The organism is Endobacter medicaginis (genome assembly GCF_014192375.1).
Classification (GTDB): domain Bacteria; phylum Pseudomonadota; class Alphaproteobacteria; order Acetobacterales; family Acetobacteraceae; genus Endobacter; species Endobacter medicaginis.
This window is the reverse complement of record NZ_JACHXV010000022.1, coordinates 1-17,386: the sequence shown is the minus strand read 5'-3', so window position 1 is coordinate 17,386 and position 17,386 is coordinate 1. Positions and strand designations below refer to the sequence as shown.

The following is a 17,386-nucleotide window of genomic DNA, read 5'->3' as shown; positions in this document are numbered from 1 at the left end:
AAGCGGAAGTCATGCCCATGAAGCTTGTTTTTGTTCGCCCGCTCGCGGCGTTCGCGGTGGTGCTCGGCCTGGCGGCCTGCTCCAGCTCTTCCGAAGAGCTGGCGTGCTGCAAGGGCCCGATCTTCGCACTGAACGCCAATCACTGGTCGCCCACCCCGGCCGATCTCACCAGGACGAAGGACATGAAGTCCGAATGAACGACGTCCCCTTCGCGACCCCGGTCAACCGGGCCAAGCTCGAACAGCACTACGCCGAGGTCGAAGCCTTCCAGCAGACCCGGCTTCGCTCGATCGCGCGCATCAACAAGTTCCTGCTCGTCGGGCTTGGCGTCTCCCTCGTGGCGAACCTCGGCCTGGCCTGGACGGTAGCCTCGCTGTTCCCGCTGGAGAAGCTGGTCCCCCTGCCGATGGTCATCCGCTCCGACGGCACCATCGACACCCAGCCGTCGATGTCGCACCTGCCGGCGACGACGGACGCCGCGGTGATCGAGGCTGCGGTGTGGGAATATGTCCGGCTCCGTGAGGGGTATGCCTACCCGACCGCCCGCTACAATTACGACGTCGTCTCGATGATGAGTTCGGACCGCGTCCGGGGCTCCTATCAGACCTGGTTCAACTACCCCAACCCCGCCTCGCCACAGGTGACGGTGGGCAAGAAGGGGCAGATCGACATCGAGCGGATTTCGGTCTCGAACCTCGGCAGCCACGTTCTGCAGGTGCGGTTCCGCAAGTCGATCACCATCGACGGCTCCCGGCCGCAAGTCACCACCTGGACCGCGACCCTGCAATACCAGCAGATCGCCGACCTGCCCGCCTCGGCCCGCATCACCAATCCGGGCGGCATCCTCATCACCTCGTATCAGTCCTCGGAGGACAGCGCGCAATGAAGACGCTCGCCGCAAGCCTCCTGCTCGCCACGCTGGGCACGGCGCTGCCGGCGCATGCCGCGCAGGACCCTGTCGCATCCGCCCGCGATTCGCGGATGCGCTACATCCCCTATGTGCCCGACCAGGTGGTCCACCTCTCGACCGCTGTTGGGGCCACTTTCGTTGTCGGGTTCGGCCCCAGCGAGGCGGTGCGCAATGTCGCCGTCACCGACAGCCTGCACCTCAAGGCCCTGCCGGCCGGCAACTTCCTGTTCTTCAAGCCGTCGGCCAAGGTCGCCCTGCAGCCTGTCATCGTTCTGACGCAGACCGCGACCGGCGCGCTACGTCGCTACGTGTTCGAGTTCGAGACCGTCGACGCGGCCGATCTCGCGGCTAACGAGGCGGGCGTCTACTACTCCGTCCAGTTCACCTATCCCGGCGATGTCGCGGCGGCGCGCCGGGCCGCCGCGGCGGCACAGGCGAAGAAGGATGAGGCCGAACAGCAGGCCCGCGAGGCGCAGTTCCAGATGAACCAGGCGCATGACGAGATGGAGCGCCAGAAGAAGGACCCCTATTTCGGCACCCATAACTGGCACTACGTCGCTCAGGGTGACCGCACGGTCCTGCCGCTGGAGGTGTGGGACAACGGCAACGTCACCTCGTTCCGCTTCCCCGGCAATGTCCGTATCCCGGCGGTCTTCACGCTCAATCCGGACGGCAAGGAGGCGACGGCCAATTACAGCGTCACCAATGACGCGCGCGGCATGGGCACGCTGGTTGTCGCCGATCACGTCGCCCGCGGCTGGCGCCTGCGCGACGGCAACACGGTGCTGTGCATCTGGAACCAGAGCTACAACCCGGTCGGGCTCAACCCCGGCACCAACACTACCAGTCCGAACGTGGTCCGTGTGACGAAGGGAGCCGATCAATGAGCGGCAGCGATCCGCGGGACCCCCGCGACCCCGAGCACAACGGTCACGGCATCAACGAGGGGGGCTCGACCGTCTCGACGGGGCCGCAGCTCACGATGCGGCAGAAGCTGTCGGTCGGGGGGCTGATTTCCGTCATCGTGCTCGGCTTCATCTGGTTCAACGCATCGCACCACAAGCGCCCCGACCAGCAGCAGGACCAGCCGCAGATCAACGGCGGCCTGGCGATGCACGCCGCCCCCTATATCCCGCCCCCGGCGCCGCCTGCCGCGGTGCCGATGCCGCAGCCCAGCCACCCGTTCTTCGCGCAGCAGCAGAAGCATGAGCAGACCCCGGCCGAGAGTGCGATCTTCGCGTTCTCAGGAACGACGGGCGGCGTCCCTGCCCCTGCTCCTGCCGTGGCAACCGCACCGGGCGGCGAGGCCGGCAGGCAAGGGGGCGAGAACCCCCGCAGCCCGTTGGGCGACAAACTGCACCCGACGGTACTCGAGACCACCAAGGCTCGGCTGTTGCCGCACCCTGATTTCCTCATCACCAAGGGCACGATCATTCCCTGCACCATGCAGACGGCGATCAACACGCAGCTCCCCGGCATGGTCAAATGCGTGGTGTCGCAGGACATCCGCAGCACGACCGGCAATGTCGTGCTGCTCGACAAGGGCACCACGATCTCCGGCGAGGACCAGCGCGGCATGCTGCTGGGCGAGGACCGCACCTTCGTCTTATGGCACCGGGCCGAGACACCGCAGCATGCGGTGATCGAACTCGACTCCCCCGCCTCCGACGAGCTGGGCCGGTCGGGCCTGAGCGTGCAGGTGGACAATCACTGGTGGGCGCGGTTCGGCTCGGCGATCCTGCTGAGCGTCATTCAGGGCGGCCTCGATGCCGGCACACAGGCCGCCTCGCAGATCAGCTCGAAGAACGGCGGGTCGTATTTCAACTCCTTCCAGTCCAACGGCCAGCAGGTCGCCAACACGGCCTTGCAGGCCAGCATCAACATTCCGCCGACAGGGACCAAGAACCAGGGCGACGACGTGGCGGTGTTCGTCGCGCGGGATCTGGACTTCTCGGACATCTACGATCTGCGCACGGCGGGAGCCGGCTATGGGCAGTGAGGCGGCCCCGCAGCTGCTGTTCCTCATGCGGCCGGTCCTCGCCTACCTGGAGGACCCGGCCACCGAGGAGGTCGCGATCAACCGGCCGGGCAAGGTCTTCGTCCGGCAGCGCGGTGTGTTCACCGAACACGACCTGGCGCTGAGCTACGACGATCTCGAGGACATCGCCATCCTGGCCGGCGCCCTGCGCAAGCAGGATGTCGGGCCTCGCCACCCTCTGTGCTCGACGGAACTTCCGAACGGCGAGCGTCTGCAGGTGTGTATGCCGCCCGCAGTGCCGGCCGGGACACTGAGCATCACGATTCGCCGACCGGGGTCCTCCGTCTCGGCGTTGAGTGACGTGTCGTCTCGCTATCAGACAGCGAGATGGAATCGCTGGTCCGATCGCGGCACGGCGCAGCAAGAGAGGGACGCACTGATCCTGTCACACTATGACGGCGGGAATATCGAGGCGTTCTTCGATGCTTGCGTGAAGAATCGTCTGACCATGCTGATGTGTGGTGCGACGGGGTCGGGCAAAACCTCCATGGGCAAGACGCTGATCTCGGCCATTCCGACCCACGAACGCCTGATCACCATCGAGGACACGCTCGAGCTGGTGATCCCGCACCCGAACCACGTCCGGCTGCTCTACTCGAAGAGCGGTTCGGGGGTCAGCTCGGTGCGTGCCGAGGACCTGCTGCAGGCCAGCCTGCGCATGCGGCCGGACCGTATCCTGCTCGGCGAGATGCGCGACGACGCGGCCTGGACCTACCTCAATGAGGTTGTCTCCGGCCATCCGGGGTCGATCAGCACCATCCACGGCGCGAACCCCGTGCAAGCGTTCAAGAAGCTGTTCTCGCTGGTCAAGGGATCGCCGCAGGGTGCGGCCCTCGAGGACAAGACGCTGGTCGACATGCTCGGAGCGGCGATCGACGTGATCGTGCCGTTCTCGACCAGCGGCGAGATCTACAACATCGGCGAAGTCTGGTTGGCCGCTGAGGCCCGCCGTCGCAACGAGACGGTCGCGCACCTGCTGGCGGCCTGATCCCCACCACTGGCGGAGGGCCTATGGCACGCACATCCGAAACTCCGGGCGGCGTCATCGCCGCGAAGATCGTCTTCGGCCTCGCCTTGATGGTCGCCGCGTGGACGCTGGTCGCGTCGCTGGTCTTCCTGCTCGGCACCGGGCTCTACAGCGCCTTCGCGCACCCGTTCTGGCAATGGTGGCTGTATTTCATCTACGCCCCGCCGAACCCGCAGATCTCGCTCTGGCTAAAGATCGGTGCCGGTGCCGGCGGCGTGGTCGTTCTGGTGTTCCTCGCGGCGGCGCTGACCCGGCGCCGGGCGATCGGACCATCGCTGCGCCGCTCGATCTTCTCCCGCTCCAAGCCGCCCATGCGCGGCGTGACCGACAACCACGGTCATGCGGAATGGATGACGATGACACGCGCCGCGCAGCTATTCCCCGGTCCCGACCCAGATCATGGCGGGGTCGCGATCGGCGAAGCGTATCGCGTCGATGAGGACAAGGTCGCCGGGGAGCCCTTCCGGCCCAAGGACCCGAAGACCTGGGGTCAGGGCGGCAAGGCGCCGCTGCTGGTCGACCCCTGCGAGGACGGCTCGACGCATAGTCTGGTGATTGCCGGATCGGGGTCGTTCAAGACCACCGCGGCGGTCACGACCTACACTACCTGGCGCGCGCCCATCGTCACGCTCGACCCCAGCAGCGAGCTGGGGCCGATGCTGCGGCCGATGCGCGAGGCGATGGGTCACACGGTCCACGAGATCAGCCTCGGCGGCGGGGTCGGATTCAACGTCCTCGACTGGATCGACATCGACTCCCCGGAGGCGATCACCAACATTCAGGACGTGGTGTCGTGGATCTGCGCCGAATCCTCCCACGGGTCGAAGGAGGCCAATGCCGAGTTTTTCGACCGGCAGGGCCGCAACCTCGTCACCTGCCTGCTGGTCCACATGATGTTCGATCCCGACCTGCCGGCGGAGCTGAAGACCCTGCGGCATCTGCGTCGTGGGATCAGCACCCCGCAGGATCAGCTCAGGGAGGCGCTGAAGGCCATCCATGAGCACAGCCCGGCCAGCTACGCCCGCGAGACGGCAGGCGCGCTCATGGGGCTGGTGGATGACACGTTCTCGGGCATCTACGGCAACGCCGACGACAAGACGTCGTGGCTGTCCAACCCGGCGTTCGGCGATCTCGTGTCCGGCACCACCTTCCGGTCGTCGGATCTGTGCTCGGGGAAGGTCGACGTGTTTATCCAGCTGCCGCTGCGGGCGCTGGAGAACACGCCGGAGGTCGGCAAGGCCCTGGTCGGCGCGCTGCTCAACAGCGTCTACGAGGCGGACGGCGCCGTTGCAGGGCGGGTGCTGTTCCTGCTCGATGAGGTCGCGCGCCTTGGCCCGATGAAGATCATCACTACGGCGCGCGACGCGGGCCGGAAATACGGCATCACCCTGCGCCTGCTCTACCAATCGACCGGCCAGATCGAGGGGCAATGGGGCAAGGACGGCAAGAAAGCGTGGTATGATAGCGTCGTCCATCGCACCTATGTCGCCGTCTCCGATCTGGAGACGGCCAAGGAGCTGTCGGAGACCTTCGGCACATACGGCGTGATGGCGACCAGCGAGGGCAGCAACACGGGCAGCAGCGGCAAGGGCTTCGAATCCTCGAACCGCTCGCGCGGAGCCAACACCAGCTACCACGAGATCAGCCGGCCGCTGATCCGGCCCGAAGAGCTGATGAATGATGTCCGTGTCGACGAATCCTTCATCGTCGTGCGGGGCGGCCGGCCGCTGCGCTGCGGTGTGCCGATCTACTTTCGGCGTCCGGACGTCGCCGAGCGCGTCGGCCAAAGCCGATTCTCGAAAGGCCGTGCATCGGCCTGAGCTTCCGTGATTAGCTGAGACGTTCTCGACGCGATCAGGCAGCCCGAAACGACGAAAGGCGGAGCACCATGAGCCTCGAACAGCAGGTCCGGGCCGAACAGCGGCAGGAATACAAGGAAGAGGCGCGGACACACAGATTCGCGTCGATCGCCGCCGGTCAGGCGGCCAGCCAGGAAGCCGCCAGCTCTGCCTACTGGCAGGCGCTCGCGCGCTCGGCCGCACCGTCCAGCCAGCCCAGCGAGAAGCTGGTCAAGACCTCGACCCTCAAGGCGTGAGGGAAAGGTCATGACACTCGAAGGACTGACGGCGGCTGCAGGCCTGGTCGCGGTTGCGGGCCTCACGGGCGTTCTGTCGCTGCGGCTGCTCTTCCTGCGTCGGGCCCAGGAGTGGGCGGCCCATAACGGCTATTCGCTGCAGGGCGATGTCACACTCGGGTATTTCCGGAAACTGTTCTTCGACCGCAAGCGGGAGCGCTTCTCGGTCTGGCAGCCCATCCGCGAGCCGTTCGAACTGGCGTATGCGGACCTGACGTCTGACGAGTGGCGGCCGGTCACGAGAGACGCCGGGCGCTGGACGATCATGACGCGCAACCCGCTGCGCCCCATACAGACCTTTCCGATCGGGCTGTCGGCCGGCCCAAGAATCACGGCGGCGATGCTGGCGAATATCCCCGGCTATCAGCGCCTGCGCTGAACGCTCACCGCAGGCCGCTCTTTCGCGTCTTCTTCTGAGCCGTCCGGACTTTCCGGGCGGCTTTTTCCTTTTCGGCCCGTCGCTGGGCTGCGACCGCCCGTACTCGAGCGGCCACCTGCGCGGCCAGACCGCGCACGCGATCGACGGCGGCGCTCTGCCGCTTCATCTGCCGGCGCACCGCGCCTAGGGACCGGCTGACCAGTGTTTCGTCGCGCCGCCGTGCGGCACCCTGGGACAGCGTGGTCGGGGCCTCGCCATCGACCTCGCGCTGCTGAATGCGCTGAGTGGTCTGCTGCAGATCCTTGACGGTGCCGCGCCGGATAGCACGCGCCCGGTCCAGCAGGTCGAGCGCGCCTTCCTTCTCAGGCTGGCGGGCAAAATTGCGCGCCACATTGCCGAGCACGTCGCGCAGCTCGATGGCGCGTCGGTCGCCCAGCGGCCTCCGACCAGCCACCTCGGCGCGTTCGGCGCCGTCGGACGTGACGATGAACGACTGCTCGCGGTGGCGCGAGCCGGACGAGTAGGCCCCGAAGGCGTTCACCGCGCGCGAGCCGGCCGGCATGGCGAAGATATGCTCGCTGACGGTGGCACCCTGGGAGGTGTTGGTTGTCAGGACGTCGCCATAGGCCAGCAGGATGCGCCCGCTACTCTTGTCCGTGAGGCTCTTCCACGCCACCAGGCCGTCGCGTCCGTTCGCCCCGCGCAGGACCAGGCCGTCATCCGTTACCTCGCGGATTTCGAGCACGGAGCCGTTGCGGCCGATGTTTCCGGAGCTGCCGGTATCCCGCCATTTCGCATTGGCACGAACGAACAGGCGCACGCGATCGCCGACCGCCAGACCCATGTCATAGCTTCGACCCTCGTTGGCCCCCGAGGATGGAGAGGTCGCGCGGATGGTGCGGAGATCCGCGCCGATCTCGCCTGCCCGGCGCCGCTCATCTCGGATGGCGATGCTGATCGCGTGAGCGTCCGCGTTGGTGGGTGCCGAGATTGACAGGCTGAACCTGTCGCGATCGGCGTTCGCTTCCCGCCGTTCGCGCCAGAGGTCGACCACGGCCGCGACCGCCTCGTCATAGCCTCCGGCGGCAACGCGCAGCGTGCCGTTCGCGGCCTTGCGGCCGACGGCTTCCTCTGCCCGGCCTTCGCGGAACATCAGCGTGGTTTCGCGCTCTTCGGCCGTGACCTGGCGCACCGAGCTTTCCAGCGTTGTCAGCTTCTCGTCGCCCAAGGCCCGGCGCAGCAGCCCGATCGTCGCGCCGGCTTCGACCGACTGCATCTGCTTGGGATCGCCGATGCCGACGAGCTGGAAACCATGACGCTCGCGCGCCTGCAACAGGTCCAGCAGCTGGCGGGTGCCGAGAAGGCCCAGCTCGTCGACGACGACGACGGATTTCTTCGTCAGGTCGATCTTGCCGCGCTCGATACCGCGGAGGAAGGCGTCGACGGCCCGGGTCTTGCTCGCAACGATGCCGGCTTCGCCAAGGTCATCGCTCTGGCGCCAAGCGAGGGCGATACCGTGGACGTCCCTGCCCTGCGCTTTCCACGCCGTCACCAAAGGCTTGAGCAGCGTGCTCTTTCCGGACCCCGCCACGCCGATGCCGGCAGCGACGCGGCCGCCGGTTCCGAGCTGGTCCATCATCGCGCGCTGTGCTTTGCCGTGCGCCGTGGACAGGTCGATCTCGGGATGGTCGGCCAGCGCCTTTTCGATGGCCTTCTTCGTCAACGAGGCGGATGTGTCGGCTGCGGCCGCGCGCGCCAGGCCGACGACGTCGCGTTCCTCGCTTTCGTGCAGGGCGGTAGTGATGCCAATGCGCTCGCGGCCATTGACGCTGTCGACCTGGCCCCAGATCAGCCCGGTCCTGCGGCCATGCTGCTGCACGCCGCGCTCGCGCATGGCGGCCGTCACTGCCGACACGTCGGCGGCATCCTCGATGCCTGACGCGATCAGGCCCTTCGCCGCGGCGATCCGCGCATCTGAGCTGTCGAGAGAGGCGCGTCGCTGCAGCTGTTTGTCGAGAACGCCCTGAGCCGCTTCGTAAGCGGTTTCGAGACGGGCTGCGCGATCCGGCACGGCGGCCACCTGGTCGGGCCGCAGGATGCTGCGGTGGCGATAGCCGAGATCCTCGGCGGCTGCCCGCCATGCCTGCATGTCGGAGATGTCGTCGGACTTGGCACCGCGCGGGTCCTGCACGCCCTGCTTGATAAGGGCGATCTTGCGTTCCGGCGCCAGGGCGTCCCAGTCGATGCCGTTCTCGGCCGCGTAGGCGCGCGCCGCGGCGGTGCCACCCATCGTGCGCTTGCTGAACGCTTCGCTCACGCTCTCCGGGACCGCGGCGACGCGCGCCATCTCGGTGCGGGCGTCGAGCACCATATCGACCCCGTGCCGGCGCAGGTTCGTGGCGAGATAGGCTTGATAGACCGCGCCCCACTCCTTGACCCGGCCGTCGAGCTGGTCGAGCCACAGCCCGCCCATGCGGCCTTCCGGCGTCAGCACGGCATTCATCACCGCCGTGTGGGTATGCAGCTGCATGTCGCCGGCGATGCGACCGCCCTGATGGCGCATGGTGTGCAGCTCGGTGAAGTCGCGCCCCTGGGCGTCCTTACGGATCACCTCGACGGTCGGTCGTGCCGCATAGTGGTCGAACGAGACCCACGCGATGCTGCCCGGGTCGTAGCCGTCGCGGCCACCCTGCCCTTTGCGCGCTCGGCCGATCGTCGCCTCGATGTCCTTCATCGTGGCGGCGATGGCGTCGTGATGCGCCTGCAGGATGATGCCCCGCTCGGCGTCGGTCGGCGCGAAGGCCCATGCGACAGACACGGATTTAGGGGCGGAAAATGTGAGGTCGACATAGCCGATCCGCGCCCGGCCGGTGTCGAGCCGGGAGTGGTAGAGTTCGGCCGACAGCTCGGCGCCGGAGACGGTACGACCGCCGAGCACGTTCTCGCGCTCGATGTCCGTCAGGCTGTCCGCCTTGGCTCCCAAGGCGGCCAGGAAGCGCGCAGAGGCGGTCTTGGCGTCCTTCGGGTCCAGATCCCCGCCATCGGCACGGCGGCCCGCCAGAACGTGCTCCAGCTCGCTTCTGAGCGGCAGCCGCGACTGGTCGAAGCCAAGCGTCGTGCCAACCCCCTCGACGGCGGCCTGCTTGGACTTGCCCTCGATGTCCGCGCCATCGGCACGCTGACCGTTGAGCAGGTTGGCGACTTCCGCCGCTGTCAGGCCGCGATCGAGCGGTATGGCGAGGCGTCGCGCCAATTCAGGCTCAAGATCGGCCCGGGCGGCGGCGGTGGCGCTGGTGTAGTCCTTCGCGGTCTGCGCCCGGGCGGCGGCGTCCGCCAGCTCGGCCGCCTCCACGGTGTAGCCGAGCCGGGCGAGCGAGGCGCGCGCGTCGTCAACGCTGGCTAGCCCGGCGCCGGCGATCGCGCCGGCAGCGTCACGGGCCAGATCCTCGGGAGGACTGGCCCCGGGTCCGGCGGCGTTCTCGCGAAGGCGGTTTATCTCGTCGCTGAGTGCCGCATCGAGCGCGGCGGGGTCCAGTGTGCCACCCTCCCCCGCGAGGCCGCCGTAGCGCGCCCTGGCGGCCTCTGCCGCCGTGGGTGGCGCAACCCCCTGCTGGTAGTATTCGGCCATAGCGGCCATCTCGGGCGACAAGGTCTGCTGCAGCAGATGTTCGCCCATCGCCTTGGCGGCCGACGGCGATCCAGCCGCGCCGGTCCGATACGTAAGCAAAACGAACCTACTCCGCCACCGGACCCGGGCTCGCCCGGTCGGGCTCGATCGCCTCGCCGATCGCGGCCGGCAGGCCCTCCATGACGGCGGCCATCTCGCCGATCGCTGCGGTGTTCGCATCGACGCGCTCGGCCAGCGCACGCAACGCCTCGGCGACGGGCGATGGTCCTGGCGGCGCGATGGCGGCGCCGAGGATCTGCGCCAGCATTTCGCTCTGAGCCCCCTGCGTGTCGACCATCACGCGAAGGATTTCGACGATCGTGCCGAGCTGGTTCGCGTTGGCTTCGACGGTGTCGGAGATGTGCGCGAGATAGGCGCCATCGCGTGTTTCGGTCATCGCTGTCGCTCCGTGATTCGGAGATCGAAGCGAAGAGCCGATCCCCTGACATCGATACCGATAGCAGCGACAGTGCGGGCCCTTCAACCATCACTCTCTAGGGTGACTTGGTCTGTAAGAGATTAACCTCTCCATGGCCTTCTTCTCTCCACGACTGAGTGGTGACACAACAGGAGACAAAACAGGTGACAAACGGAATCTGCCAAGGTGATAAAACAGGAGGCCAAACAGGTGACGTTTTTTGTTGGACAAACGCGCGGCGGCGTGCGTATCGTCGCGTCCGTGAGAAAAAGGAAGATTTTCACGCATGGCTGACGAGTGGGACCCAAGGCTCTCAGCCATCAAGAGGCGGCGAGACAGCGATGAGTTGGAGGCGCTGGCTGCGACGTTCCGTCCGGGCTGGAAGCCCGGCGACAAGGTGCAGACCTGGCTGAGACGGCACGGGCCGGAGCTGACGCTCCTGGTGCGTGAGGGCGGCTGGGCCTGGGATGATATTGGCCGGGCGATGGCCTTGGCGGGAGTCACCTACAGATCGGGTGAGCCGATCGGGGGGCGGCTGCTCTGTCGCAAGGTCAGCGTGGCGAGAAGGCAGGCGAGCCCACGCACCACGGTGCCACCTCCCCGCCCTGCCCCCGCCCCGACGATCAGCGGCGAACCGGCGACGGCCGAACCACCACCGACCGCCGCGGAACCGAAGTTCAAGCTGGTGAAAGCGGTCCGACCGCTGAGCCGGCAACCATCACCTGAGCGAGCTGCCCCCGCACCCGCCCAGCCCGAACAGCCTCAACGCTCGCGCGAGGAAGTCCTCGCCCTGCTGCGAGGCGCAGCCCCAACCGACAAATCGTAAGGACCGCCCATGGCGACCGTGAGAACCACCGATAAGCAAGCCGCCGCCGCCCAACCCAGTGCCCCGGCCCCCGAGGCCGGCGCACCCTCGCGCGTGGCTAAATTCGATCCCGCGCTTCATCGCGCGAAGGCCCCTGCCCTCGATGTCAGCCAGTTCACGCCCGTCGCCCTGACGGACGGCGAGCCGGTCGTTGCCCAAGGCATCGACCTGACGGGCAAGACGAAGATCGTCTTCGTCAACGGGCGCGGCAAAACCGGCAAGACCACCTTTCTGCGCTGGGTCGCGGAACGGGCGGTGCTGGGAAACCGCCCGTTCATGATGGCCGATCTCGACCCGACCAACGCCTCGTTTTCCAGTTACTTCGATGACGTGTCGCGTCCCAATCGCAGCGACCCGGCCGGGGTGACGGCTTGGCTGCATGAGCTGATCGAGCACGCCCTGAGCGAGAAAGTCTCGGTGGTGTGCGACATGGGCGGCGGTGACACCACCCTGCGCGAGACGGCCGCACAGATGCCCGGTTTCGCGCAGGAGATCGAGGCGATGGGCGCGGCTCCGGTGCTGCTGTCCACGGTCGGAACACAACCCGACGACCTGGCCGCGATTTCCGCCCTCACCTCGCGCGGTTTCGCGCCAAAGGCGCGCGGCATCCTGTTCAACGAGGCCGCGATCGACCTCGGACTGAGCCGCAACGAGGCATTCGCCGAGGTGTTCGAGAACGCAATCACGATCGGCGAGCTGCAGTCCGGCGCCGTCCCGTTGTGGATTCCACGCCTGCATGCGGCCGCTGCGGTCGAAAACCGTCGCGCCTATTACTCGGACGCCCGCGACGGGCAGACGACCCCTCCCCTGGGGCTGTTCGACCGGTCCCGGGTGCGGAGCTGGCTGGAGACCATGGACCGCCGCTTTGCCGGCATCACGTCCTGGCTGCCATGAGCGACGACGCCGACCGGCTGGATGGGCTGGTCGGGGACGCGCGCAGCGCCCTCGCCCGGTCCGTCCAGCGAGCCAACCTCTCCGGAGATCCGCTCGCCCCGGTCTTGGAGGCCGTGGCGGAATCGCTCGGGGCACAGCTGGCCCTTCATCGGGCCAGCACGGTGCATCTCGATACGGTGCGCCGCGCCCTCGACGCGGCTACGGAAGAGGCCGTCGCGCGCGGCAAGCTGGAGTTGGAAGCGAACCGCGAGGGCATCATCAACCAGCTCGCGCCGCAGCTCGCCCGACTGACGGAATCACAGGTCAGGGTCCAGCGCACGCGCCTGACGGTGAAGGCCATCCTGCTGACCGGCCTTGCGGCTCTCGGCACGGGTCTGGCGATCGGGGTGGCCGCCTATGTGATCGGCTACAACGGCGGCCTGACCCGTGGGCTCTACGACCGCTCGGCGGTTGATGGCGCCGTCGCGGCGGCAGGCCCTGCGGCCGAGACAGCGTTCGTCACGCTGTTGAAGTCTAACAATCTACCCAAGGTGCTCGAGGACTGCAGCAAGGCCAGTGTCCGTCAGGGCAACCGCCGGGCGTGTATGGCGCCACTATGGCTCGACCCTCCGGAGCCGCCGCAGGCGGCGCCAGCGAGTGGCAAACCTGGCTGAGTTTGGAATGCACACTCCAAAGACGCGGAGCGGCGCGCGAGGCGAAACCCCGACCGCCGAAGCCTATGACGAGTTCGAGCGGGCGTTCAACCATTTCAACGGCGCCCTGTTCGGCGCCGCGCTGCCTCCGGTGATGCTCACCTTCCAGCGCCGCAACCGTAGCCTCGGCTATTTCTCGCGGGAACGATTTGTGCGGCGAACGGGCGAGCGCAGCGACGAAATCGCGCTCAATCCAGAGCATTTCGCGGCGATGGCGATGCGCGACATCCTCTCGACGTTGGTTCACGAGATGGTCCACCAGTGGCAAGCGCACCACGGGAAACCGTCTAGGCGTACCTATCACAACCGCGAATGGGCGGAGAAGATGGAGGCGATCGGGCTGCAGCCGTCGCATAACGGCGAAGCCGGCGGTCGTCGGACAGGCGAGCAGATGGACCATTTCGTCATCGAGGGCGGCCCCTTCGATCAAGCCTTCGCGGCCCTGTGCGATACCGGGTTTGGGGTGAACTGGCTCGACCGTCTCGCTGATCTGTCGCGTCTCGAGCAGCCAGCCGAGATCGACGAGGATCTGGCGGCTGAACTGGCAGCCCTCGGCATTGCCAAGGGCGTTGGAGAAACCAAAAAGCGCGCCGGAACGCGGGTGAAATATCGCTGCCCGAAATGCGGTGCCCAGGTGTGGGGCAAGGCCGATCTGATGATCCTGTGCGGCGAGGATGACGGCGCAGCCTTCGAGCTGGTCGAAGCGGAGGACGACAAGTCATGAACGCGCCGCGGCGAACGCCTTTCGCCATCCGGGCCTTCGCTGCGCCGTTGTGGCTGCTGGTGGGGTTGCCGGCATACGGGTTGATGTTCGTCTGTATCGGTGCCGCCGGGCTCGGCTACGCTATGGGCGGCCTCTCGGCGCATGTCGGCAAGATGCTGCTGGTCGCGTTCATGATGGGCACGATTGCAGGTGTGATCGACTGGCTGCGACGCTAGGGCTCAGCCAGCCAGAGCCGCCTGCAGATCGTCGCGGATGTCCAGATTCTCGGTCGGCAGCACCCGCTTGAGGCGGATGCCGGCCTCGCCCAGCACGCGACCGACGAAGCGGTCCCGGGCCTGACGGTCCGGCCGGCTATGGGTTCTGTCGTCGAGCTCGACCACCAGCACGACGCGACCTGAAATCAGCTCGACAACCACGAAATCCACGCTCTTGCCGGCGATCTTGCCAAGGGCGTGACGTGCGTTCGCTCCCTGTGATGGTGCGTCGACCAGGTCGGCGAGGCGCACCTGCGGGCAGACGTAAAAGCCAACGGGAACCTGTTGGCGCAACACAAGCAGCGCGCGCCGCTCCCATGCAGTCAACAGCGGCTTTGCGGCATGGGCGGTGTTTGAGTTGAGGCCCGTCTCGGTCGACGGGGCTTCGATGACAGGTGCCGGCGTGCTGGTCGTGACCGCAGGCCGGCGGCCGGCCAGACGCAGATACGCGAGCGCGCCGCCGACACATGCCCCCAACAGGCCCGAGAGTGGATCGAGTTCAATCATCGCTGTTTTCGGTGTTCGGATCGCCAAGGGCGATCCGACGGGTTCTGACCGCGACCAGGTCCTCGCTTTCGATCTCGATCCCGAGCTGATGCAAGCCCTGCATGATCAGGTGCTTGAAGGTGAGATCGGGCCGGGTTCGCAGGTGATGTTCGGCGCGCATCCTGACGTAGCGGGGAATGCGCACGCATCGGGGGATCGGCTCGCGCGGATCTCCATCGGGCGAGCGCAACGCGTTGAGCCGCTTGCGCTGCGGGGTCAGATCCTCGGGCTCGATGTCGATGCCGACTTTCGAGAGTGCGAGGAGGCACAGGGTCGAGACAGTGTGTTCTTCGTGCTGGCTCAACCAGGTGTCGATATTGCTCCAGACGTAACGGGGTTCCTTGATCGTGTAGTTCGTGGGTCGACGATCGACAGTGGCGAGGTTGGGGGCAGGCAAGCAGCAGTCTCCCGAAAGACGTCCGCTTGCCCATAGCATGTCGGTCGATGCTAAAGAACCATACCCGCCAGATGGCGAGGTCATCACGATCTCGGCTTCTGTCGTTCGGCGCGGGCGGCATCGTAGCGGATCAGCAGCGTCGCCCGCCGCGGCGACATGACCGCACCGGGCTTCGGCCTGGCGACGGTGCGCCAGATGGTCACGGCGCAATGCCGGTCACGTGCGATCCGCACGGCCGAGCGTAGAGCTGCCCGCTTGCTGTCGCGGACCGCCAGCACGATGGCGGTCTCGGCGAGGGCGATGCAGTGATAGGGATGCGCTCTCATCGCCGGGCCTCCCGATGGGCGGCCTCGAGCGCACGCAGATCGCGCACGAGGGTTGCCAGACGCTCCAGCGCGATGGCTCTGCGGCCGAGGCAGATCGTGCCGCCCGGGTGGATGTGGACCGGGAGCCGGACCCGGCCGACATCCGCGAGGACGTGAACCTGTCCGGCCTGGTGGAACGGGCGGGCGCCCGTGATCGCAGCCACCATCGCCGCGGCGGTGTCCTGGGTCAGCAGGGCCGACGCGGCGAGGCCGGGGCGAAGGCGTGGGTTTGGGTAGGGGAACATGGCATGTCGTCCCTTTGACTGGCGTCACGCGGTAGCGTGCGAGGTAGCAGCGGGAGATGGCGGCATGGCGATCGCCAGCCGCAGGGCGCGCCCGCGCTCGCTGAGGCGGTATTCGTCGCGGGTGCCGGCCAGTGATCCATCGGCAAGCATTGCTTCGACGGCGAGGGTGTCGAGCCGTGCCGAGCCGGCCAGCCACAACCACCCTGAGATGCCGCACGGGATGCGTCGCGCGACGTTGCCGGCGCCCTCGATGGCGCGGGCGGTGCGGATGATGGAATTGAGGTTGGGCATCATGGGCGATGCGCGCGGGATGCGCGTCCTTCTGGCATGTCCAGACATACTAGAACGTCATGCCTGGGACGTGTTGACGGGTTGCCGCCAGCCTGTGCCGGCGGTCGCGGGAATGTCGTTGGCAGGCGGGCAGGGGCTGCCTGTCGCCGCCCCTGCGATGCGTCCCTTAGCGTGCCGGCTCGATGACCTTGATGCTGTGCTGGGGACCGACGACGATCTTTGCCGTCACGCGGTCGGACGTCTCGCCGTCCTTGCGGTAGCTGTCGTACTCGAGGTGCCCCTCGAGGGTGACGAAATCGCCCTTGCGGCCGCGGTCGAGCAGCATCGTCTTGAGGCCCGACTGGAAGGTGATGACCTGGTGCCAGATGGTCTTCTTGACCGCCTCGCCGGTCCTGCGGTCGGTGTAGTCGGCGTTCTCCGCCACGCGCAGCACGACGGGGCCGTTGTCGCCGCCGCGCAGTTCTGCATCGTCGCCGAGATAGCCGAAAAGATGGATGGTATTGGACATGGTCTGAAACCCTCTAGGTTGGATCGGGAAGAAAGGAGGGCGGGAACACGTCCCGCCCGGTGTTTCAGGCGGACAGCAGGCCCGCCATCCGCTCATTGAGCATCCACAGCGCGCGGTTGATCTTCACGTCTGCGTCGATGCCCTTTACTTCGCGGGTGGTGACACGGCGGCGGCGGTTGTTGGCATCGCGGCCCCAGGTCGATTGCCCGCCACGAATGACGTTCTCCTGAATGCGGTTCGCGGTGCGCCACAGGTCGTTGCCGACATCGTCACGACGGCGGGGCCTCAGCAGATCATCGGCGGTGATGGGGGTTGAAACCTCGCCGCTCTCGTCGCCGAAGCGGATGACGCGAGCGCTCTCCGCAAGCGTGTTCTGCATGTCCTGGGTCAGTGTCAGGCCCGACCAGTGTTCCGCCACCTCGACCGCGTGGCGGCTTTCCTGGAGCACGCGATATGAACCCTCGATCACCTGTTCGCGCACGTTGCCCTTGTGGTGGACGGTGACAGAGGAAAGCTCGCGATCGGAGACCAGCAGCCCGTTGAGGCAGACCAGCCGGAACAGGCCGGCCATGACCTTGTAAGCCGACGTGCCGTCGTGACTGTTGACGATGACCACCTCGGGATAAACGGCCCCGATCTCCTTCTTCGCGTCCATGTTGCTGCGGTGACGGAAGCGGATCATGTGCTTGGTGAAGTCGGCCTTGCCCGGCACCCGGCTGTGACCCTGCTTGGCGGAGGTCGGCTCGAAGCCCTCGGCGCGCATGCCCGCGAGGATCTCCGCGGTGGGGATGTAGCTGTAACGCTCGGAGCGCGACTCATGCTTGTCGCCCGCGAAGATGGACGGGGCGAGGGCGGCCAGGCGGTCGTCATCGAGGACGGTGCTGCCGAGCTGGCCGAACGAACGGGACATGAAGGACATCGGGGAACCTCCGCGACGGGCGGGCTTCATTGCCTCGCCTCTGTTCCTTTTATACTCTAGCATTGCCGGACATGCTAGAGAAAAAGCCGGATATTCTCCTGACATTGATGTGA

The 17,386-nt window shown here is 66.9% G+C and carries 22 protein-coding genes; 12 read left to right on the top strand and 10 right to left on the bottom strand.

What is annotated here, in order from left to right; translation table 11 throughout:
* Positions 1-17: 17 nt before the first annotated feature.
* The 8 genes from FHR90_RS15280 to FHR90_RS15245 all read left to right on the top strand — a co-directional run bounded on the left by FHR90_RS15280 (position 18) and on the right by FHR90_RS15245 (position 6,488).
* A complete protein-coding gene (locus FHR90_RS15280) occupies positions 18-197 on the top strand; it encodes a type IV secretion system lipoprotein VirB7 (RefSeq protein ID WP_176621696.1) in 180 nt (59 codons plus the stop codon).
* Positions 194-886, top strand: coding sequence for a type IV secretion system protein VirB8 (locus FHR90_RS15275; protein WP_176621695.1), 693 nt, complete (start codon positions 194-196; stop codon positions 884-886). The genes FHR90_RS15280 and FHR90_RS15275 overlap by 4 nt, the downstream gene beginning before the upstream one ends.
* On the top strand, positions 883-1,797 hold the full coding sequence (locus FHR90_RS15270) for a TrbG/VirB9 family P-type conjugative transfer protein (protein ID WP_176621694.1): 915 nt from the start codon (positions 883-885) through the stop codon (positions 1,795-1,797). The genes FHR90_RS15275 and FHR90_RS15270 overlap by 4 nt, the downstream gene beginning before the upstream one ends.
* Positions 1,794-2,909, top strand: a complete 1,116-nt coding sequence (virB10, locus tag FHR90_RS15265; RefSeq protein ID WP_176621693.1) for a type IV secretion system protein VirB10 — start codon at positions 1,794-1,796, stop codon at positions 2,907-2,909. Before FHR90_RS15270 ends, virB10 begins: the two co-directional genes overlap by 4 nt.
* On the top strand, positions 2,899-3,936 hold the full coding sequence (gene virB11 / locus FHR90_RS15260) for a P-type DNA transfer ATPase VirB11 (protein WP_176621692.1): 1,038 nt from the start codon (positions 2,899-2,901) through the stop codon (positions 3,934-3,936). The genes virB10 and virB11 overlap by 11 nt, the downstream gene beginning before the upstream one ends.
* 23 nt (positions 3,937-3,959) lie before the next feature.
* Positions 3,960-5,795, top strand: coding sequence for a type IV secretory system conjugative DNA transfer family protein (locus tag FHR90_RS15255; protein WP_176621691.1), 1,836 nt, complete (start codon positions 3,960-3,962; stop codon positions 5,793-5,795).
* A gap of 68 nt (positions 5,796-5,863) precedes the next feature.
* Positions 5,864-6,070: a hypothetical protein gene (locus tag FHR90_RS15250; RefSeq protein WP_176621690.1), complete on the top strand. Its 207-nt coding sequence runs from the start codon at positions 5,864-5,866 to the stop codon at positions 6,068-6,070.
* Positions 6,071-6,080: 10 nt separating this feature from the next.
* Positions 6,081-6,488 carry a hypothetical protein gene (locus FHR90_RS15245; RefSeq protein WP_176621689.1) on the top strand — a complete coding sequence of 136 codons (408 nt, stop codon included), beginning with the start codon at positions 6,081-6,083 and terminating at the stop codon, positions 6,486-6,488.
* Between the two features lie 4 nt (positions 6,489-6,492).
* Here the strand turns inward: FHR90_RS15245 and mobF are convergent, their stop codons facing one another.
* From mobF to FHR90_RS15230, 3 genes are all read right to left on the bottom strand, one after another.
* A complete protein-coding gene (mobF, locus tag FHR90_RS15240; protein WP_246330313.1) occupies positions 6,493-10,164 on the bottom strand; it encodes a MobF family relaxase in 3,672 nt (1,223 codons plus the stop codon).
* A 58-nt stretch (positions 10,165-10,222) separates the two neighbouring features.
* Positions 10,223-10,552: a hypothetical protein gene (locus tag FHR90_RS15235; protein ID WP_176621717.1), complete on the bottom strand. Its 330-nt coding sequence runs from the start codon at positions 10,550-10,552 to the stop codon at positions 10,223-10,225.
* 525 nt (positions 10,553-11,077) lie between these two features.
* Entirely contained in the window at positions 11,078-11,254 is a 177-nt protein-coding gene (locus tag FHR90_RS15230; protein ID WP_176621716.1) for a hypothetical protein, read from the bottom strand.
* Between the two features lie 154 nt (positions 11,255-11,408).
* Here FHR90_RS15230 and FHR90_RS15225 point away from each other — a divergent pair, with 154 nt between their 5' ends.
* From FHR90_RS15225 to FHR90_RS15210, 4 genes are read left to right on the top strand one after another with little or no spacing between them, the layout of a single operon-like run.
* On the top strand, positions 11,409-12,332 hold the full coding sequence (locus tag FHR90_RS15225) for a P-loop NTPase family protein (protein ID WP_176621715.1): 924 nt from the start codon (positions 11,409-11,411) through the stop codon (positions 12,330-12,332).
* Positions 12,329-12,985 carry a hypothetical protein gene (locus FHR90_RS15220; protein WP_176621714.1) on the top strand — a complete coding sequence of 219 codons (657 nt, stop codon included), beginning with the start codon at positions 12,329-12,331 and terminating at the stop codon, positions 12,983-12,985. Before FHR90_RS15225 ends, FHR90_RS15220 begins: the two co-directional genes overlap by 4 nt.
* Positions 12,986-12,992: 7 nt before the next feature.
* Positions 12,993-13,748, top strand: a complete 756-nt coding sequence (locus FHR90_RS15215) for a SprT-like domain-containing protein (RefSeq protein ID WP_176621722.1) — start codon at positions 12,993-12,995, stop codon at positions 13,746-13,748.
* Positions 13,745-13,963 carry a hypothetical protein gene (locus FHR90_RS15210; protein ID WP_176621713.1) on the top strand — a complete coding sequence of 73 codons (219 nt, stop codon included), beginning with the start codon at positions 13,745-13,747 and terminating at the stop codon, positions 13,961-13,963. The genes FHR90_RS15215 and FHR90_RS15210 overlap by 4 nt, the downstream gene beginning before the upstream one ends.
* Before the next feature lie 3 nt (positions 13,964-13,966).
* Here the strand turns inward: FHR90_RS15210 and FHR90_RS15205 are convergent, their stop codons facing one another.
* From FHR90_RS15205 to FHR90_RS15175, 7 genes are all read right to left on the bottom strand, one after another.
* Positions 13,967-14,509: a DUF2726 domain-containing protein gene (locus FHR90_RS15205; protein WP_176621712.1), complete on the bottom strand. Its 543-nt coding sequence runs from the start codon at positions 14,507-14,509 to the stop codon at positions 13,967-13,969.
* On the bottom strand, positions 14,502-14,945 hold the full coding sequence (locus FHR90_RS15200; RefSeq protein WP_183275500.1) for a hypothetical protein: 444 nt from the start codon (positions 14,943-14,945) through the stop codon (positions 14,502-14,504). The genes FHR90_RS15205 and FHR90_RS15200 overlap by 8 nt, the downstream gene beginning before the upstream one ends.
* Positions 14,946-15,028: 83 nt before the next feature.
* The gene (locus tag FHR90_RS15195; RefSeq protein ID WP_176621710.1) at positions 15,029-15,271 is read right to left on the bottom strand and encodes a hypothetical protein; all 243 of its coding nucleotides are present in this window, start codon (positions 15,269-15,271) and stop codon (positions 15,029-15,031) included.
* Entirely contained in the window at positions 15,268-15,555 is a 288-nt protein-coding gene (locus tag FHR90_RS15190; RefSeq protein ID WP_176621709.1) for a hypothetical protein, read from the bottom strand. Before FHR90_RS15190 ends, FHR90_RS15195 begins: the two co-directional genes overlap by 4 nt.
* A 24-nt stretch (positions 15,556-15,579) precedes the next feature.
* Complete coding sequence (locus tag FHR90_RS15185) at positions 15,580-15,849, bottom strand: hypothetical protein (protein ID WP_176621708.1); 270 nt, start codon at positions 15,847-15,849, stop codon at positions 15,580-15,582.
* A 163-nt stretch (positions 15,850-16,012) separates the two neighbouring features.
* Positions 16,013-16,354 (bottom strand): single-stranded DNA-binding protein, encoded by a 342-nt coding sequence (locus FHR90_RS15180; protein ID WP_176621707.1) that lies wholly within the window; start codon positions 16,352-16,354, stop codon positions 16,013-16,015.
* 64 nt (positions 16,355-16,418) lie between these two features.
* Positions 16,419-17,303, bottom strand: coding sequence for a DUF932 domain-containing protein (locus tag FHR90_RS15175; protein ID WP_246330312.1), 885 nt, complete (start codon positions 17,301-17,303; stop codon positions 16,419-16,421).
* Positions 17,304-17,386: the final 83 nt, after the last annotated feature.